This is a genomic window from Campylobacter massiliensis (genome assembly GCF_014253065.1).
Lineage (GTDB): Bacteria > Campylobacterota > Campylobacteria > Campylobacterales > Campylobacteraceae > Campylobacter_A > Campylobacter_A massiliensis.
On sequence record NZ_JACLZK010000001.1, the window covers coordinates 159,761 to 175,467 of the forward strand.

Consider the following 15,707-nt stretch of genomic DNA (forward strand, 5'->3'; position numbering starts at 1 on the left):
CTTTGCCTGACTAGTTTAGACTGTTTTTTAGGGGTAAAATTGCTCAAAGGGCGTATTTTAGGGGGTTTTAAAAAGTGCTTTAGATTGTAAAAAATGGGTAATGGTGGTTAGAGGCAGAATCGAACTGCCGACACGCAGATTTTCAGTCTGCTGCTCTACCGACTGAGCTATCCAACCACGCTGTTAAAAAGAAATGTGATTTTAGCCACTTGATACTTAAATTTTGGTTAAATGCGTAAAATTCGGCTATTTTTTAAAATACGAAATTTATTTTAAAGGCAGTCACTCAAATTTAGCGGCTTTACGGCGCAAATATCGCGTCAAATTTGTAAATTTAAGATCGCTTTTTTAAATTCATCACCCCGCTCTACGTAGCTACTAAACTGATCTAGGCTCGCCGCAGCAGGGCTTAAGAGCGCTATCTCGTCCAAATTTTCGCTGTTTGCGCTAGCCTTAGCAGCTCCGTCAAATTTAAAACGTTTATCTATCTCGCCGACTGCGACGTTTAAAAGCTCGCATTTTACGGCCGGGATTTTAAACTCGCCCGCAAGATTCATTAGCATGTCCGTATTTGAGCCGATAGCGTAAATTTGCGCCTTAGCGCCGCGCAAGGCTTCAAAAAGCGGCCGCATATCTACGCCCTTATCGTCGCCGCCTAAAATCAAATGCAAAAATTTGCCCTCATATCGCTTTACGGCTTGGATGCTCGCATCGATGTTGGTCGCCTTCGTGTCGTTGACCCACGTGCGTCCGCGCGCGTCGCGAAACTCCTCGAGCTTGTTGCCCTCGATGATAAAGTCGTTTAGTAGCCGTGCGTCGCACCTATCGAGCAAAATTTTCTGGATAGCAAGCGCCAAAAGAGCGTCCGTTAAAAATGGAGTTTTAAAGGCGATATCGTTTAGATTTACGCCGCAAAACCGGGCCAAATCCGCCTCGTTTTCGTAGCTTATCACCTTCGCTTTAGTCGGCGTCCCGGCGTAAATTTTGGGTAGGATCGCGACCGTGTTTTCGCCCATCATAGCTAGCGGTTTTAGCTTGGCGCGCTCATACTCGGCAAAGTCGCCGTGCCAGCTGAGGTGATCGGGCGTGATAGGCAAAAGCGCGTATATGCCGGGCGTCGCGGCGTTCGTGTAGTGCATCGTAAAGGAACTGGTCTCTAGCACCCAAATTTTGGCGTTTACGTCAAGGTCTGCGAGCGGAACCCCGACGTTGCCGCCCATTACCGAGCCGTAGCGCTCCAGCAGGTGCTGTGCCATCTTCGTCGTCGTGGTTTTGCCGTTCGTGCCGCTGATCCAGACGGTAAAGGGCATTTTGGTGCCGTAAATTTTGTAAAAATAGTCGTACTCGCTGATGAGATTTTGCGCTTTTTTAACCAGCTCGTGGCTTGGCGGAAAGCCGGGGCTCGGGATCTCTAGGCTGCTTTTTTCTGGCACGAAAAGGTTTGGCGGCAGTAGAGTGTTGTCCCATTCGTCGCTCGAGATCTCGCTAAATTTATCGTCGTAGATGTCCCAGCTGCCCTCTTTGCCGAAGTTTTTCGCGATCGCGCGCGTCGTGCCGCCGTAGCCAAATAGCGATTTTCTCATTTTCTCCCCTTTGCCCCTAAAATTTGCGTTTCTCGTCTGCGCCCGGCTCAGCTTTTAGCCGTTTTGCTTGCGCTAAATTTACCTGATTTTTAACGCGGTCATGGCGATCAAATTTGCCAAAACGGCGATTAGCCAAAATCTCACGATGATCTTATTTTCCACCCAGCCTTTTATCTCAAAATGATGATGTATCGGTGCCATTAGGAAAATTCTCTTTTTAAAAATTTTAAAGCTTCCGACCTGCAAAATCACGCTCAAAGTCTCCATCACGAATACAAAGCCGATGATGATGAGCAGGATTTCGTTTTTCGTCATCGCGCCCATGAGGCCGATATATGCGCCTACGCTGAGGCTCCCGCTGTCGCCCATAAAAACCTCGGCCGGATGGCAGTTAAACCACAAAAATCCCATCAGCGAGCCGATCAGAGCGGCGGCTACTACGACCGTCTCGCCCACGCCCGCGATCTTGGGCAAAAGTAAATACGAGCTAAACACCGCGTGTCCGCAGATGTAGGCAAATACGCCCAAAGTCAGCAGCGAAAACACCGCAGGCACCGTAGCTAGCCCGTCTAGGCCGTCGGTTAAATTTACCGCATTTGAGGCTGCGACGATGACGAGCGTCCAAAAAGCCACCGCAAAAACGCCTAGATCAAGCACCGGAAATTTGTAAAACGGTAGGTAAAATTTACTTCCCAGCTCGCCTTGCAAATACAGCATCGAAGAAACTGCAAAGGCGATCAAAATTTGCGCCGCGAGCTTGGCTCTAGGGCTTAGTCCATCGTGGTTTTTGCCACCTGAAATTTTGCGATAGTCGTCTTTAAACCCAAGCGCCGTAAAGCCCGCAAGACAGATAAGCGAGGCGAAGACGAAAACATTATCAAGACGCGCGCAGATCACGCTCGCCGCAAGTGCGGCTCCGATAAAGACGAGCCCGCCCATCGTCGGCGTTTTGGCCTTTTTTTGGTGCGTTTGCGGAGCTAGCTCGTAGATGGGCTGGGCGGCGTTTTTGGCCTTTGCCCACGCGATAAATTTAGGCAGCGCCCAAACGGTCAAGCAAAATGCGATGAAAAACGAAAAGCCCGCGCGAACGGTGATGTATTGAAAGATATTAAAATTTAAGAATTCATAAATATAGTAAAACATAAAGACCTTTATTTTAAAAAAAACTAATTTTAGTATAATGCCGTTAAAAAATATCTAAATTTAAGGCAAAAATTTAAAAATGGCGCAAAAAACTATTTTGGTGATCACCGACGGCATCGGATACAATGAAAGTAGCGAATTTAACGCATTTGCGGCGGCAAAAAAGCCCACATACGACTGGTTGTTTAAAAACATCCCAAACGCGCTCATAAAAACCTCGGGCCTAGCAGTGGGCCTACCCGACGGACAGATGGGAAACAGCGAGGTCGGACACATGTGCATCGGTAGCGGGCGGGTTTTGTATCAAAATTTGGTAAAAATTTCGCTCGGTTTTGAAAACGGCTCACTGGCTAAAAGCCAAAAGCTTTTAAATTTGTTTAAAACCTGCAAGTGCGTCCACGTCGTCGGGCTTTACAGCGACGGCGGCGTGCATTCGCACATGAACCACTTTGACGCGATGTGCTCTCTTGCGGTCGCAAACGGTTGCGAAGTATGCGCTCATGCGATAACCGACGGTCGCGACGTGGGTCCAAAAAGCGGGCTGGCTTTCATAAAATCACTGCAAGAAAAGGCGCAAAATGTGGGCTTTAAGCTAGCTAGCGTTAGCGGTAGATTTTACGCGATGGACCGCGACAAGCGCTGGGAGCGGGTAAAAACGGCCTACGACGCGATGGCGCGCGGAGAAAACGCGCAAACCATCTCGCCGCTAGAATACGTCATGCAAAGCTACGAGGCGGGCGTGACGGATGAGTTTATCGTGCCGGCTAGCTTTGGCGGATTTGAGGGGATAGGCGAGGATGACGGCGTGATATTTATAAATTTTAGAAACGACCGCGTGCGCGAGATCGCGGCGGCTTTGGGCGATGAAAATTTTAGCGAATTTGCGCGCCTGTTCGTCGTTAAAAATCTACTCACGATGACCGAATACGACGCAAATTTCGCCTTTCCCGTGCTATTTGAAAACGAAAAGCTAAAAAATACCCTTGCCGAGGTCGTCGCAAACGCGGGCCTAACGCAGCTGCACACCGCCGAGACCGAGAAATACGCGCACGTGACCTTTTTCTTTAACGGCGGCGTCGAGGAGCTCGCCCAAAACGAAACTAGGGTGCTGGTGCCAAGCCCCAAAGTAAAAACCTACGACGAAAAGCCCGAAATGAGCGCGCAGGCCGTGTGCGAAGCAGTGCTAAAAGGGGTGGAAGACGGACAAGACTTTATCGTGGTAAATTTTGCAAACGGCGATATGGTCGGGCATACGGGCGAATTTGACGCGGCGGTAAAGGCGGTCGAGGCCGTGGATGCGGCGCTGGGACGCATCGTGGCAAAGGCTAAAGAGAAAAACTACGCGCTAATCATCACGAGCGACCACGGCAACTGCGAGCAGATGAAGGACGCGCAGGGCAATCTGCTAACCAACCACACGACTTTTGACGTATTTTGTTTCGTGATGGGCGAGGGCGTAAAGGCGGTAAAAGCGGGCGGTCTAAACAATATAGCCGCGAGCGTTTTAGCACTGATGGGCATCGAAAAACCCGCCGAGATGGACGAGGCGCTGTTTTAATTTAACCCGTTTTTGAAGCTTAATTTTATATCAACGACCCGCCGAGGCTTAAATTTAAAGCGAACTAGTTCTTTATATGGCGGGTCAAATTTGAATCTAAATTCAAACTCCGCCGCGTCCTAAGCGCCGCCGTAAAACTGCTAAAATCCACATAAATTTCATCTTTTCAGCATCCCAAAATTTCATTTTTGCTAAAATCGCCCTAATAAATTTAAGGGAAAATCAATGGAAAATTCAAGTCAAAAAAATTTCAAAATCGAGCGTAAAAAGGTCCATTTTATCGGTATCGGCGGTATCGGCATCTCGGCGATCGCGCGGTTTTTGCATGAAAAAGGCTTCATCATCAGCGGTAGCGACATCAAAGAAAGCCCGACCACGCGCGAGCTAGCCGCGCAGGGCATCGACGTCATCACGCCGCACAGCAAGGCCGCGATCAAGGATCAGGACTTCGTCATCTACTCGGCCGCGATAAAGCCCGACAACATCGAGCTCGTCGAAGCGCGAAGCAAAGGCTTGCAGTGCCTATCGCGCAAAGAGGCGCTGCCGATGGTGCTTGAGGGCAAGCGCGTGTTTTCGGTAGCGGGCGCGCACGGCAAAAGCACGACCTCAGCGATGCTCTCTAGCCTCGTGGAGGGCTCGGTCATCATCGGTGCGATCGCCAAGCAGTTTGGCTCAAATATGAAATACGAGCCCTGCGACAACGTCATTTTCGAAGCCGACGAGAGCGATAGTAGCTTTCTTAACTCAAACCCGTATCTAGCCGTCGTGACCAACGCCGAACCCGAGCATATGGAGCATTACGGCTATGATTTGGAGAAATTTCACGCGGCGTATCGAGGCTTTTTGGAGCGAGCCAAGGTGCGCGTGATAAACGCCGAGGACGAGTTTTTAGGCACGCTCAAGCTAGATGCCGTGCGCCTTTATCCGAGCGTCGATATCACCGAGCTTAGTATGATCGTGCGCGATTTCGTGCCCTATACCGCGTTTAATCTAAAAAATTTAGGCAAATTTGAAGTACTGGGCATGGGCGAGCACATCGCCGTGGACGCGTCGCTAGCCATACTTGCGGCGCTAAATGAAACCTCTCTGGCGCAAATTAGGCAAAATTTGCTAAATTTTAAAGGTATCAAAAAGCGCTTCGATATCCTAACAGCGAGCAGGAAATTCGTACTCATCGACGACTACGCGCATCATCCTACTGAGATCAAGGCTACTTTGCAATCGGTCTTTGAGTATGCCAAACTACTAGGCATCACCAAGATCACGGCGATCTTTCAGCCGCACAGATTTACGCGTCTGAGCGCAAATTTGCAGGGCTTTAAGGAGTGCTTTGACGGTATAGACGAGCTAGTTATCCTGCCTGTTTACGCCGCGGGCGAGACGCCGATAGATATAAATTTAAAGGAGGAATTTAAACGCTACAACCCAGTGATGACGCAAAAAGTCGCGCGCGAGGGCGAGGGGATTGCTTTTACGGACGAGTTTGGCGTGAAAAACCTGCTCGATGACGGCCTAGTGATCGGCTTTGGCGCGGGCGACATCACGTATCAGCTGCGAGGCGACGCATGAGGGTCATAATCGTACTTTTAGGCGTGCTTGCCGCGATCGCGATATTTAGCGTGAGCGACGAGAAGCTAAGCAAAAAGGCGAAATTTATCATCACTTTTTCGGTGATTTTTGTCGCGGCGGCGCTGTATTTTTACGAGATCAGACTAGAAAGCGAGCAGGGCAAAAGGCTGGAGCTAGTCGCGCTTTTTAACCAAGGCAAAACCCTAAAATGCGGAAATTTCGACGTAAATAACACTAAATTTAACTATGAGTTCGGTACATCCTCTTTTGTCGCTAAACGCGCGGCAAAGGAGCTAAACAGCGTCAAGATCGCGCTTGATGGCTGCGAATTTAAAGGCGAATAATTGCGAAATTTTAAAGATAATCAAAATTTGACCCAAGGCGGCGTTTGGGAGACGAACGGGCTCGAAAATAACGTCTATCGCGAGCAAAGAAACGGCGATGTCTTTGACGCCGCGGCGCACCGAGAGCAAAAAGAATTTACAAACGCGGAAGGCTTTGAGCGGCTTATAAAAATTTTAGACCTGCAAGGCTATATGGAGCGGTTTAACTCCTTTCTAGCGCGCCCAAAGCCGCTTTTTATGGCGGGCGACAGCAGGTTGCATTATGAGAAAATTTTAGAACTCTCGCAAAAGCAGTTTGATCCGCCCGCACCGGCTCAAAACCTAGACGACGCGCTTATGCGCCTTAGCAAACAAGCCACGCTGCACGTGAGCGAGATTTTCGAGTTTGCTAAGATAATCAGCTACTTTACCTACCTAAAAACGCTCAAATTTGAAGGCAAACTAGGCGAGTGGCTCGCTAAAATCGAGATCCCGCAGCCGATGCTAAAGCTCGCAAATTCATTTGACAAAAACGGCGAGCTAAAAGACGAAGTAGACGAGCGTCTAGGTGGTATCAGAGACGCGTTTAGCGCCAAAAGAGCGCAAATAGACGCCGATCTACGCCGCCTCATCTACTCAAAATCTATCGCGCCCTACCTCGTCGATACGCAGGTGCACTACATCAGCTCGGTCGAGGCGCTGCTCGTGCGAGGCGGGTTTAACCACGTGCTAAAGGGCACGGTCGTGGCTAGAAGCTCGGGCGGATACTTCTACGTCGCGCCCGAAAACATCCAAAAACTCAAAAAAGAGCAAAGCGAGTTGCTGGATAAAAAAGAGCAGATCGTCTACGAACACTGCAAAATTTTTAGCTCCGCGATGCACAAGGGCTTGCCGTTTCTGAAATTTATAAACGGCGCGTTTGACGTATTTGACGCCTACTGCGCGCGGGTTTTTACGGCTAAAAGCGCTGATTTTGAGTTCGTGCTGCCAAGCGGCGGGTCAAATTTAAAGCTAGCAAATTTCGCCCATCCCGCGCTAAAAAATCCAAAAAGCATCAGCATCGACTTTAGCAAAAAGGTGCTACTTATCACGGGCGTAAACGCAGGCGGTAAATCGATGCTGCTAAAATCGCTGATAGCCGCAGCCTTTCTAGCTAAATACCTACTTCCGATGCGCATAAACGCGCAAAATTCGCAGATCGGAAATTTCAAGGAATTTGACGCCATCATCGAGGATCCGCAAAACGTGAAAAACGACATATCGACCTTTGCCGGGCGCATGGTGCATTTTTCCAAGCTTTTTACGAAGAAAAATCTGCTCATCGGAGTCGATGAGATTGAGCTTGGAACGGATTTTGAGGAGGCGGCGAGCCTGTACGGCGTGATGATCGAGCGGCTGATGGGTCAGGATATCAAGATGATCATCACCACCCACCACAAGCGCCTTGCGATGCTGCTAGCTAAAAACCCGGACGTCGAGCTCGTCGCCGCGCTATATGACGAGGAAAACTCGCGGCCTAAATTTGAGTTTTTAAAGGGTACGATCGGCAAATCATACGCCTTTGAGACCGCGGCTAGATACGGTATCGCGGCAAATTTGGTCGCCCAGGCGAAAAAAATCTACGGCGAAGACAAAGAAAATCTAAACGAAATCATCACAAAGACGTTAAATTTAGAGGTGCAGCTCAAAGAAAAGCTCGAAAGCGCCGAGAAAAAAGAGCAAAAGCTAGACTCTCTAATCGAAAATTTAAAAGAGCAAAAAGAGCGCGCCGAGGCCGAGCAACACGAGGTTATAACGCGGCTAGAGCGGGAGTATTTCAAGGCGATAAACGAGGCTAGGCGAGCGATAAATCTAGACGATACCAAAGAAAAACAGCGCGCCCTAAACCGCGCAAACGAGGCTAAACGCGCCGTGCAAAAGCCAGAAATCTCCGCCGCACCCGAGCTAAAAGTCGGCGACCGCGTCAAATACGGCAAGATCAAAGGCGTCGTGACAAGTCTCGGTAAAAACGATGCCGTGATACAAACCGACAACGTGAGCATGCGCGTACCGATAAATCAGCTAAAAATCAGCGGCGAAACGCCAGCACCCGCGAAAAAATCGGGCATAAATCTAAGCGTGCAAAAACCGCAAAACGCTAGCGTCACGCTCGATCTGCACGGCTTGCGCGCTGACGAAGCGGTGCAAAAGCTGGATAAATTTATCTCAGATAGCCTAGTGATGGGCTTTGACGAGGTGCAGGTGTATCACGGCATCGGCACGGGCAAGCTCGCCTACGCGGTCAAAAACTTCTTGCGCGAGCATCCGAGCGTGAAGGAGTTTTTTGACGCGCCGGCGGGGCAGGGGGGATTTGGAGCGCAGATAGTGCGGCTGTAAATTTAAAAATTTACAGCTCGTCTCGCGAGCGCTTTTCCGAGATTTCGCAAAATTTTCGCTCCGCAGGCTATATGCCTAGCGCACGCTCATTTTTGCTTAAAAACTCAAAAATCATCTCACGATACTTCGCCTTAACTTTTTACGTTCAATTGTAAATTTTACCCGCCGAGACCCGCACCTTGAAAACTTCAAATTTAGAGTTAAAACCTGCGACGCTTTGCGCAAGCAAAGCAGCGTCGCCACCCTAAAAGCGTCGTAGGGGAGGATTAAAGGGGTGGGAGCGATCGCAATTCAAGCCCCCACCTCCTTTACAACAAAGTAAAAAACAACCTTAAATGGTTGTTTTTTACGCTAGGAAGCCAAATTTGCAACACTAAATTTAACCAAACCAAATTTAGCATCTTAAAGGTGCAGGTCTCGGCGGGTAAATTTCCAAATCCCAAAGTCAAATTTGCATATTTAGTTCAAATTTAAATCCGCCCATCTCGTCAAATTTAACGACCTAGAAATCTCTCAAATTTAGGTAAAATCCAAAATACAAAAATCAAAAAGGATGAATATGGACGCGTTTTTGCAGGGCTTGCTGCTAGGTTTTAGCGCGGCGGTACCGCTGGGGCCCGTAAACGTGATGATAATGAGCGCTGCGGTAAGGTCGTTTTGGTCGGCGTTTGCTATCGGGCTGGGTGCTATGAGCGCGGACGTGGCGTATCTGCTGCTTTTGGCGTTTGGCGTGCTTGAGTATTTGCAGGGCGAAACGGTAGAAAAATTCATCGGGATTTTTGGATTTTGCTACCTAGCCTACATATCTTGCGTCATCTTTAAAAATGCCAATAGGCCTGTAACGGCGGACGCACAGGGTGGTGAAGTAAAATTTGGTAAAAACTACGCAAAAGGCCTTTTTGCCACGCTTGCAAACCCGTACACCGTCGGATTTTGGCTTAGCGTGGCAGGCTTTGCCAAAAGCTTTGAAAACGCGGGCGCGGTCGTAGCGGGGCTAGTCGCGGCGATATTTATCTGGATCGTTTCTATGCCGTTTGCCGTGCATAAAAGCGCCAAATTTATCTCGCAAAACGTCGCAAAATGGCTAAACTACGTGTGTGCGGTCATTTTGCTGGGGTTTGCTTTCTTTTTACTTTATAAATTATATTTTTATAAATTAGAGTTTTTATAATTAACTTAAGTAAATAATGATAAAATGGCAACAAATTTTTAGAGAAGTTTAATGCAAAATTTTGATATTAAAAAATCGATGACTCAGTTCATCGTCCTGCCGATCGCCGTGCTCGTGATCTGCTCGTTTCTGGTAATATCTTTTATATTTTATAATAAATTTCAGGACTCGACTAACTACCCGTCAAACGTAACCGTTAACGAGAAGGCCGAGGCCTTTATGAATATAATTCAAATCATATATAAAAATATAGCAAAAGGCGATATAAAGGAGTTTCAGCGCTACTCTGAGGCTACTAAGGCCGTGCCGTCTTGGATATTTAAACAAGCGGGCGAAAAAGGCGAACTCCTAGTCCTAGCTAGCTCGCAGCATCCAAATTTGATAGGCGAAGTTTTGCCGTATAAATTTTGCGAGATGGACGGCAAAGCTCACGTAAATTTAAAACAAAACGGCGTATATAAGCGCATAAATCTCATACAGGACAACAAGGCCGAGGTTTGCTATTTTAAGAAAATAGGCGACGTGATCCTTGGCTACAACATGATTCACAACGTCAAAATTTCAGGCTTGGACGATCCGCTTTTTGGAGAGTGGTTTATCGTAAATATGAAAAATACGTTCATCGTGACGGGCGTTATGGCGTTCATTTGTATTTTTCAGTATTTTCTCTTTTATAGAGGTATCCGTGATAATCAAATTTCGCTAGTAAAAAGCAACGAAAAGCTCCTGGAAAAAAATGCCGAAATGCAAAGGCGTCTTTATAGCGACGATCTTACCGGCTTGCCAAATAAAGTAGCCCTCGAGCGCGATACGGCGGATATGAAAAATCCTAAAGTCATCGTCATGGATATCGATGAGTTTAGGAAGATGAATAACTATTTCGGCGCCTCGGTTTGCGATCAAATTTTGATAAAAATGACGGAAGTCTCGAAAAAATTCGCCGAGGATAACGGCATGACCGTTTACCGCGTCGGACCAGATCAGTTTGCGCTGGTCGAGGATGCGGAGCTCTTTATCGATAGATACGAGGATCTGGCAAACGAGCTTTTAGATAACATCAAAGGCCTAGTCATCGACGTGATAGCCGAGGACGGCGAACAAAGCGAGATCGAGATCCACTGTACGGTGGGCTTTGCGCTAGATGAATCAGACACGCTTAAAAAGGCGATGACGGCGCTTGAGTTTGCTAAGCAAAGCGGTAAGGATTATTTTTGCTACTTTAAAAACATCGACGATACGCCGCAATACGCCGAGCAGATCACTCGCTCAAATATGATACGAAACGCCATCATAAACGACAAGATCGTGCCGTTTTATCAGCCGATATTTAATAAAGAAAAGCGAATCGTAAAGTATGAAACTTTAATCCGCATCCAAAACAGTAACGAAATCATCTCTCCGAGCGTCTTTTTGGAGGTTTCAAAGCGCATCAAACGCTACACCGATATCGAAAAAATGCTGATCGAAAAAAGCTTTAAGCTGATCGCCGAGAGGCCTGATGCGATGATTTCGATAAATTTATCCGGACGCGATATGACCGACGGCGACGTGAGCGTGTTTATCATCGAAAAAATGAACAAATATAAAGTCGCCGGACGCGTGATATTTGAGATCTTGGAAGATGAAAATATCGAAAACATCGAGCGCATCGGAGTATTTATCGACCGCGTGCGCAGGATGGGTGCAAAGATCGCTATAGACGACTTTGGCTCTGGATACAGCAACTTCTCGTATATCCTAAAACTAAAGCCAGACTACATCAAAATCGACGGCTCCATCATCAAAAATATCGACACGAACGAGGACTCTCGCGTCATAACGGGCGCTATCATCGCATTTGCAAAGAAGCTTGATATCACGGTGATCGCTGAATTCGTCCGCTCAAAAGAGGTCTATGATACTTGCGTGGAGCTTGGCGTGGATGAATTTCAGGGCTTTTATCTGGGCGAACCTAGCGATAGCCTGCGCTAAAGCCTGGCTTTGGAGTTTATTAAATTACTCCTTGCAAATAGTCGCAAATACGGAGCGGATTAAATTTTATCGCTAAATTTGGTGAGGAATTCGAGTTGTGGACTAATTTATCTCAATGCGCAGATTTTGCAAATTTGACTTGGCGTAGCGCGGTGAGTGTAGGTAAATTTGATGAGGCAAAAATAAGCTCGTTTGGCGGAAAGTGGCTAAATTTAAACACCCTTGATGTTGATTTAATGGAGTTGGCGGTATATTTAAAGCGCCTAAAATTACGCAGTGCTGTATTCTTGTTTGATTTGCGCCCACTCATCTGTAATGCACTTATAAACTACGCGCTAAGCTCAAATTTTGTCAAATTTGTTGTGGCAATAAGTTTTGCAGCCCAAGTAAGATTGTTGAAATTGATATAAACAAAAGAGGCGCGAGCGATGTTTATCGCGCACGGCTCGTTTAATATATGTCGTAAGTAAAATTTAGCTTAAATTTGCGCCTTGATCTTTTCGTAGAGCGATAAAATTTCGTCTTTTTTGATGATAAAGCTATTTTTGTTTGCGATGAGGTGCGCAGAGCTATGCATGATGGTCTCGGCGACTCTTAGCCCGTTTTGCTTCATCGTCGTGCCCGTTTCTACGACGTCCACGATAGCGTCGGCTAGCCCGACCAGCGGTGCTAGCTCGATCGAGCCGTATAGTTTGATGATCTTTAGCGCGGTGGCCTTTGCGGCGAAATAGTTGCGCGAGATGTGCGGCATTTTGGTGGCGATCTTTAGCTCGGGAGCGTTTAAATTTAGCTCCTCACCCTCTTTGATACCCACGCAGACGCGGCATTTGCCGATCTTTAGATCAAGTAGGCGCACGACGTCGGGGCGATGCTCATCGAGTACGTCAAGGCCCACCACGCCGATATCCGCAGCGCCGTTCACGACGTAGGTCGGGATATCTTGGTTGCGAACCATTAGAAATTTAAAATCGCCCTCGCTCATCAGCAGTTTTCTGTCCTCAAACTCAAATGAGCTTTGAAAAATTTTCCTAAAAATCGCGAGCGTTTCGTCGGCGATGCGACCTTTCGGTAGAGCAACCGTTAGCATAAAATGTCCTTTTTTTGTTCGATTAATTTTTGCATCCCGCGAAAAACGAGCATACGGTCGTAGATACTGTCGGTAAAAAAGCGCGACAAAAACTCGCCGTCGCCGCCCGTGAAGTATATTTTTGAGCCGTTTGCCATGTTTTCTATGAGAAGTAAAATCGGTTTTATGACGCCGTAGCTCACCGCGTCGGTCGTTTTTTGCGGGAGCGCGTCGAGGTCGATCTGTGAATTTAGCGAGATTTTTAGTCTCGGCGAGATGTCATCGTAGGTTTTTAAAACATGCGATATGCCGGGCATGATCGCGCCGCCAAGATGCATCGAGTTCATCATAACGTCCATAGTTATCGCGCTACCGGCATCGATAATAAGGCCGTTTTTTACCGCGTAGCAGCTAGCGATACGGTCGATACCTAGGCCGTTGTAGATGGTATCCAGCTCAAAATACGGCTCTAAATTTACGAATTTGGGCAAATTTTGCAGTCTTTTAGTCACTTCATCGTTTACGCTGATAAAATAAATCTTCTCGTCGCTTTTAAAATCTTTAAAATTTTCTAGCTTGATTTTGGTGATTTTGCCGTTTTCAAAGAAGGTGGCGTTAGTGTTGCCTACGTCACATAGAGTCATGTTTGTAGCCGTTTTCTTTCATCAAATTTGCGGTTTTCGAGCAGACATCCGAACTATAAAAAATAGCTTTTTTCTTAAAATTTACACCCGTTTGCTCGGCGATTTTGCCAGCTATTTCATCAATCGCTTCAAATTCTTTGCTTAAAAATCTAGCCTTTGCGCTACGGAAAAATAAAAGCGTATAAAATCCCTTCATATCGATGCCCGTAAGTGCGACAAGGGTCTTTTTTTTAGTAAATTTATCAAGCTCCACCCAGCTTAGATTTTTTAAAATAATCTTTTTGGCTTCCAGAACTTGATAAATTTCTTGCTTCGTCATTTAAGCTCTAAGCTGTAATCGTCGTAGTAAAATTCTTTCGCGCCGGCAAAAATTTGGCTCTCGACCTCGTCTGAAAGCTCGTAAATTTTGGCATTTTCAAGCGCTAAATCGGTCTTGATGAGGTAGCCTGTTTTTTCCATTATATAAAGCGAGCCGTTATGAACGGTGGCGCTTGAAAAGATGGCGAATTTAAATTCCACATCTTTTATCTTTTGCAAATTTAGATCGCTAAGCACGATTTTGCCGTCTTTTAGTAGGATATATACGTATTCGCCGTTTATGACGATGTCTTTTATCTCGCCGTTATAGTAAACCGTTTTTTCTGGACTTATCGAGACGATACGCTTGCCTGTGGCAGCTATCATCGTGTCGTTTACGACGTTTAGAGATATAATGTTGTTAAAAAACTGTTCGCTGCTCACGACTACGTCACGCAAAATTCGGCCTTGGTTTTTATCTACTATCATGATTTTGCCGTCAAGCGTAGGAAAGATGACGAGCGAGCTCATGAAAAACGGCGCCGCGACGCGGGAGTCTTGCGCATAAACGCTCGAGCTCTCAAACTCGAGCAGAGTATCGTTTGTCGCGATGTCGATGAGGTATATGACGTTGCCTGCGCTTAAAAGGGCTAGCTTATCTCCCTCAAGCGCTGCCGAAACGATAGCTTCGTTAAATTTTTTCTGAAATAAAATCTCGTTTGAGCCGTTTGCTACGATCAAATTTCCGTCCAAATCGGAGCTGATAAATTTACCGTCGGCGGAATTTAGCAAGGTTGCGCCCTTTGGTAGCTTTATCTCCGGTGAGAGTAGGCCGTTTTTGGTTATGGCCATGCCGTTTTTTAGCACCGCTCCGTTTAGGCTTGCCGTCGCGATGCTGGCAGGCAGTCTGTTTTCTGAAATTTTTTCATTTTGCACATCGGTCGGCTCGAAATACTGCCTTTTCGTGCTGCATCCGCCAAGCACCGCGATGCATAGCGCGGCCGCTAAAATAGCTTGAAATTTTCTCATTTTGCGTTTCCTTGATAGTGTTCTAAATTTTTGACGATGGATTGTAGCTGTGAATTTAACGGAACCTTCTTAAATTCGTTTTTCGCTTCGTCGATTTTATTTTCTTTCATCAGCTCGTAACCTCTAATAACCGCCTTATACGAGCTTAAAATTTGACCGCTAGGCTCGTTTATCTGAGACTTTACGATATCTTTTAAAAGGGGGTCGATCTGCTCGTTTGATAGCGACTTTAGCGCGTTTGTATCGTTGTTGTCAACCGCTCTTTTAAACTCGTAAAGCGCGTAAAGCGAGGCGTCTTTTTGCTTTAGCTCGGCTTTTGCCTGCTCGTCTTTCGGATTTAGTATTAGTTTTGCGTAAGCGGCGTTTGCGGCTTTAAATTCTTTTTCTTTTAATGCGCCGTTTATATAGTATCCCGCCGCGCCGATGACGCCCAAAACGACCGCGCCGATGATAATTTTTTTATATTTTTTAAAAAATCTTTCGCTTTTTATTATATTTTCTAAAAATTGTTCCTGAGTATTTAACTCTTCCTTTATAGAATCAATATCATCTTTGATAGCCAAGTTTTTTCCTTAAATTTAAGTTATTGAAAGTTCGTAATTGTAGCATAATAAATATAAAACAGCATAAAAATCAAGGCAAATTGTGTTATAATGCGGGAAAATTTAAAAATTTGGCGAGGTTTTATGCAGATAGATGATACGTTATTAACCAAACTTGAAAAGCTTAGTTCGCTCAAAGTCGAGAGCGATAAGCGAAGGGAGATCGAAGGTCAGCTCAGTGAAATTTTGAGCTTCGCTGGAATACTAGATGAGCTTGATCTAAGCGCTTCTAGGGCGGTAGTAAGCTCTATAGAGGGCGGAACTCCGCTAAGAGAAGACGTAAGCGTGAGCTCGGACGTGATAGAAACTATACTAAAAAACGCTCCGATGAGCAGCGGGCACTTCTTCGTCGTACCAAAAATCATAGAGTAGAAA

At 46.5% G+C, this 15,707-nt stretch carries 15 protein-coding genes and 1 tRNA gene; 8 read left to right on the forward strand and 8 right to left on the reverse strand.

The window, feature by feature from the left end; translation table 11 throughout:
* Positions 1-101 precede the first annotated feature (101 nt).
* The 3 genes from H7R39_RS00780 to mraY form a co-directional block, all read right to left on the reverse strand.
* Positions 102-177: transfer RNA gene (locus tag H7R39_RS00780), tRNA-Phe, on the reverse strand.
* A 143-nt stretch (positions 178-320) separates the two neighbouring features.
* Positions 321-1,583 carry a UDP-N-acetylmuramoyl-L-alanine--D-glutamate ligase gene (gene murD, locus H7R39_RS00785; protein WP_185897543.1) on the reverse strand — a complete coding sequence of 421 codons (1,263 nt, stop codon included), beginning with the start codon at positions 1,581-1,583 and terminating at the stop codon, positions 321-323.
* Between the two features lie 78 nt (positions 1,584-1,661).
* A complete protein-coding gene (mraY, locus tag H7R39_RS00790; RefSeq protein ID WP_185897544.1) occupies positions 1,662-2,726 on the reverse strand; it encodes a phospho-N-acetylmuramoyl-pentapeptide-transferase in 1,065 nt (354 codons plus the stop codon).
* A 79-nt stretch (positions 2,727-2,805) separates the two neighbouring features.
* Here mraY and gpmI point away from each other — a divergent pair, with 79 nt between their 5' ends.
* The 7 genes from gpmI (at position 2,806) to H7R39_RS00825 (ending at position 12,104) form a co-directional block, all read left to right on the forward strand.
* Positions 2,806-4,284 carry a 2,3-bisphosphoglycerate-independent phosphoglycerate mutase gene (gene gpmI, locus H7R39_RS00795; protein WP_185897545.1) on the forward strand — a complete coding sequence of 493 codons (1,479 nt, stop codon included), beginning with the start codon at positions 2,806-2,808 and terminating at the stop codon, positions 4,282-4,284.
* Positions 4,285-4,509: 225 nt separating this feature from the next.
* Entirely contained in the window at positions 4,510-5,853 is a 1,344-nt protein-coding gene (gene murC, locus H7R39_RS00800; protein ID WP_185897546.1) for a UDP-N-acetylmuramate--L-alanine ligase, read from the forward strand.
* Positions 5,850-6,197, forward strand: a complete 348-nt coding sequence (locus H7R39_RS00805; protein WP_185897547.1) for a hypothetical protein — start codon at positions 5,850-5,852, stop codon at positions 6,195-6,197. Before murC ends, H7R39_RS00805 begins: the two co-directional genes overlap by 4 nt.
* Positions 6,198-6,389: 192 nt before the next feature.
* A complete protein-coding gene (locus H7R39_RS00810; RefSeq protein WP_407644565.1) occupies positions 6,390-8,552 on the forward strand; it encodes an endonuclease MutS2 in 2,163 nt (720 codons plus the stop codon).
* 559 nt (positions 8,553-9,111) lie between these two features.
* A complete protein-coding gene (locus tag H7R39_RS00815; protein ID WP_185897549.1) occupies positions 9,112-9,723 on the forward strand; it encodes a LysE family transporter in 612 nt (203 codons plus the stop codon).
* 51 nt (positions 9,724-9,774) lie between these two features.
* Entirely contained in the window at positions 9,775-11,694 is a 1,920-nt protein-coding gene (locus H7R39_RS00820; RefSeq protein WP_185897550.1) for an EAL domain-containing protein, read from the forward strand.
* A 95-nt stretch (positions 11,695-11,789) separates the two neighbouring features.
* Positions 11,790-12,104, forward strand: coding sequence for a hypothetical protein (locus H7R39_RS00825; RefSeq protein ID WP_185897551.1), 315 nt, complete (start codon positions 11,790-11,792; stop codon positions 12,102-12,104).
* A gap of 68 nt (positions 12,105-12,172) precedes the next feature.
* On the opposite strand, the gene hisG is transcribed toward H7R39_RS00825, so the two are convergent.
* From hisG to H7R39_RS00850, 5 genes are read right to left on the reverse strand one after another with little or no spacing between them, the layout of a single operon-like run.
* A complete protein-coding gene (gene hisG, locus H7R39_RS00830) occupies positions 12,173-12,781 on the reverse strand; it encodes an ATP phosphoribosyltransferase (RefSeq protein WP_122862610.1) in 609 nt (202 codons plus the stop codon).
* A complete protein-coding gene (locus H7R39_RS00835; protein WP_185897552.1) occupies positions 12,775-13,404 on the reverse strand; it encodes a type III pantothenate kinase in 630 nt (209 codons plus the stop codon). The genes hisG and H7R39_RS00835 overlap by 7 nt, the downstream gene beginning before the upstream one ends.
* Entirely contained in the window at positions 13,391-13,723 is a 333-nt protein-coding gene (locus H7R39_RS00840; RefSeq protein ID WP_185897553.1) for a hypothetical protein, read from the reverse strand. The genes H7R39_RS00835 and H7R39_RS00840 overlap by 14 nt, the downstream gene beginning before the upstream one ends.
* Complete coding sequence (locus tag H7R39_RS00845) at positions 13,720-14,730, reverse strand: PQQ-binding-like beta-propeller repeat protein (protein ID WP_185897554.1); 1,011 nt, start codon at positions 14,728-14,730, stop codon at positions 13,720-13,722. The genes H7R39_RS00840 and H7R39_RS00845 overlap by 4 nt, the downstream gene beginning before the upstream one ends.
* Complete coding sequence (locus tag H7R39_RS00850; protein ID WP_185897555.1) at positions 14,727-15,293, reverse strand: hypothetical protein; 567 nt, start codon at positions 15,291-15,293, stop codon at positions 14,727-14,729. Before H7R39_RS00850 ends, H7R39_RS00845 begins: the two co-directional genes overlap by 4 nt.
* A 123-nt stretch (positions 15,294-15,416) precedes the next feature.
* Here H7R39_RS00850 and gatC point away from each other — a divergent pair, with 123 nt between their 5' ends.
* Positions 15,417-15,704 carry an Asp-tRNA(Asn)/Glu-tRNA(Gln) amidotransferase subunit GatC gene (gatC, locus tag H7R39_RS00855; RefSeq protein ID WP_185898467.1) on the forward strand — a complete coding sequence of 96 codons (288 nt, stop codon included), beginning with the start codon at positions 15,417-15,419 and terminating at the stop codon, positions 15,702-15,704.
* The last annotated feature ends 3 nt before the right edge of the window (positions 15,705-15,707 follow it).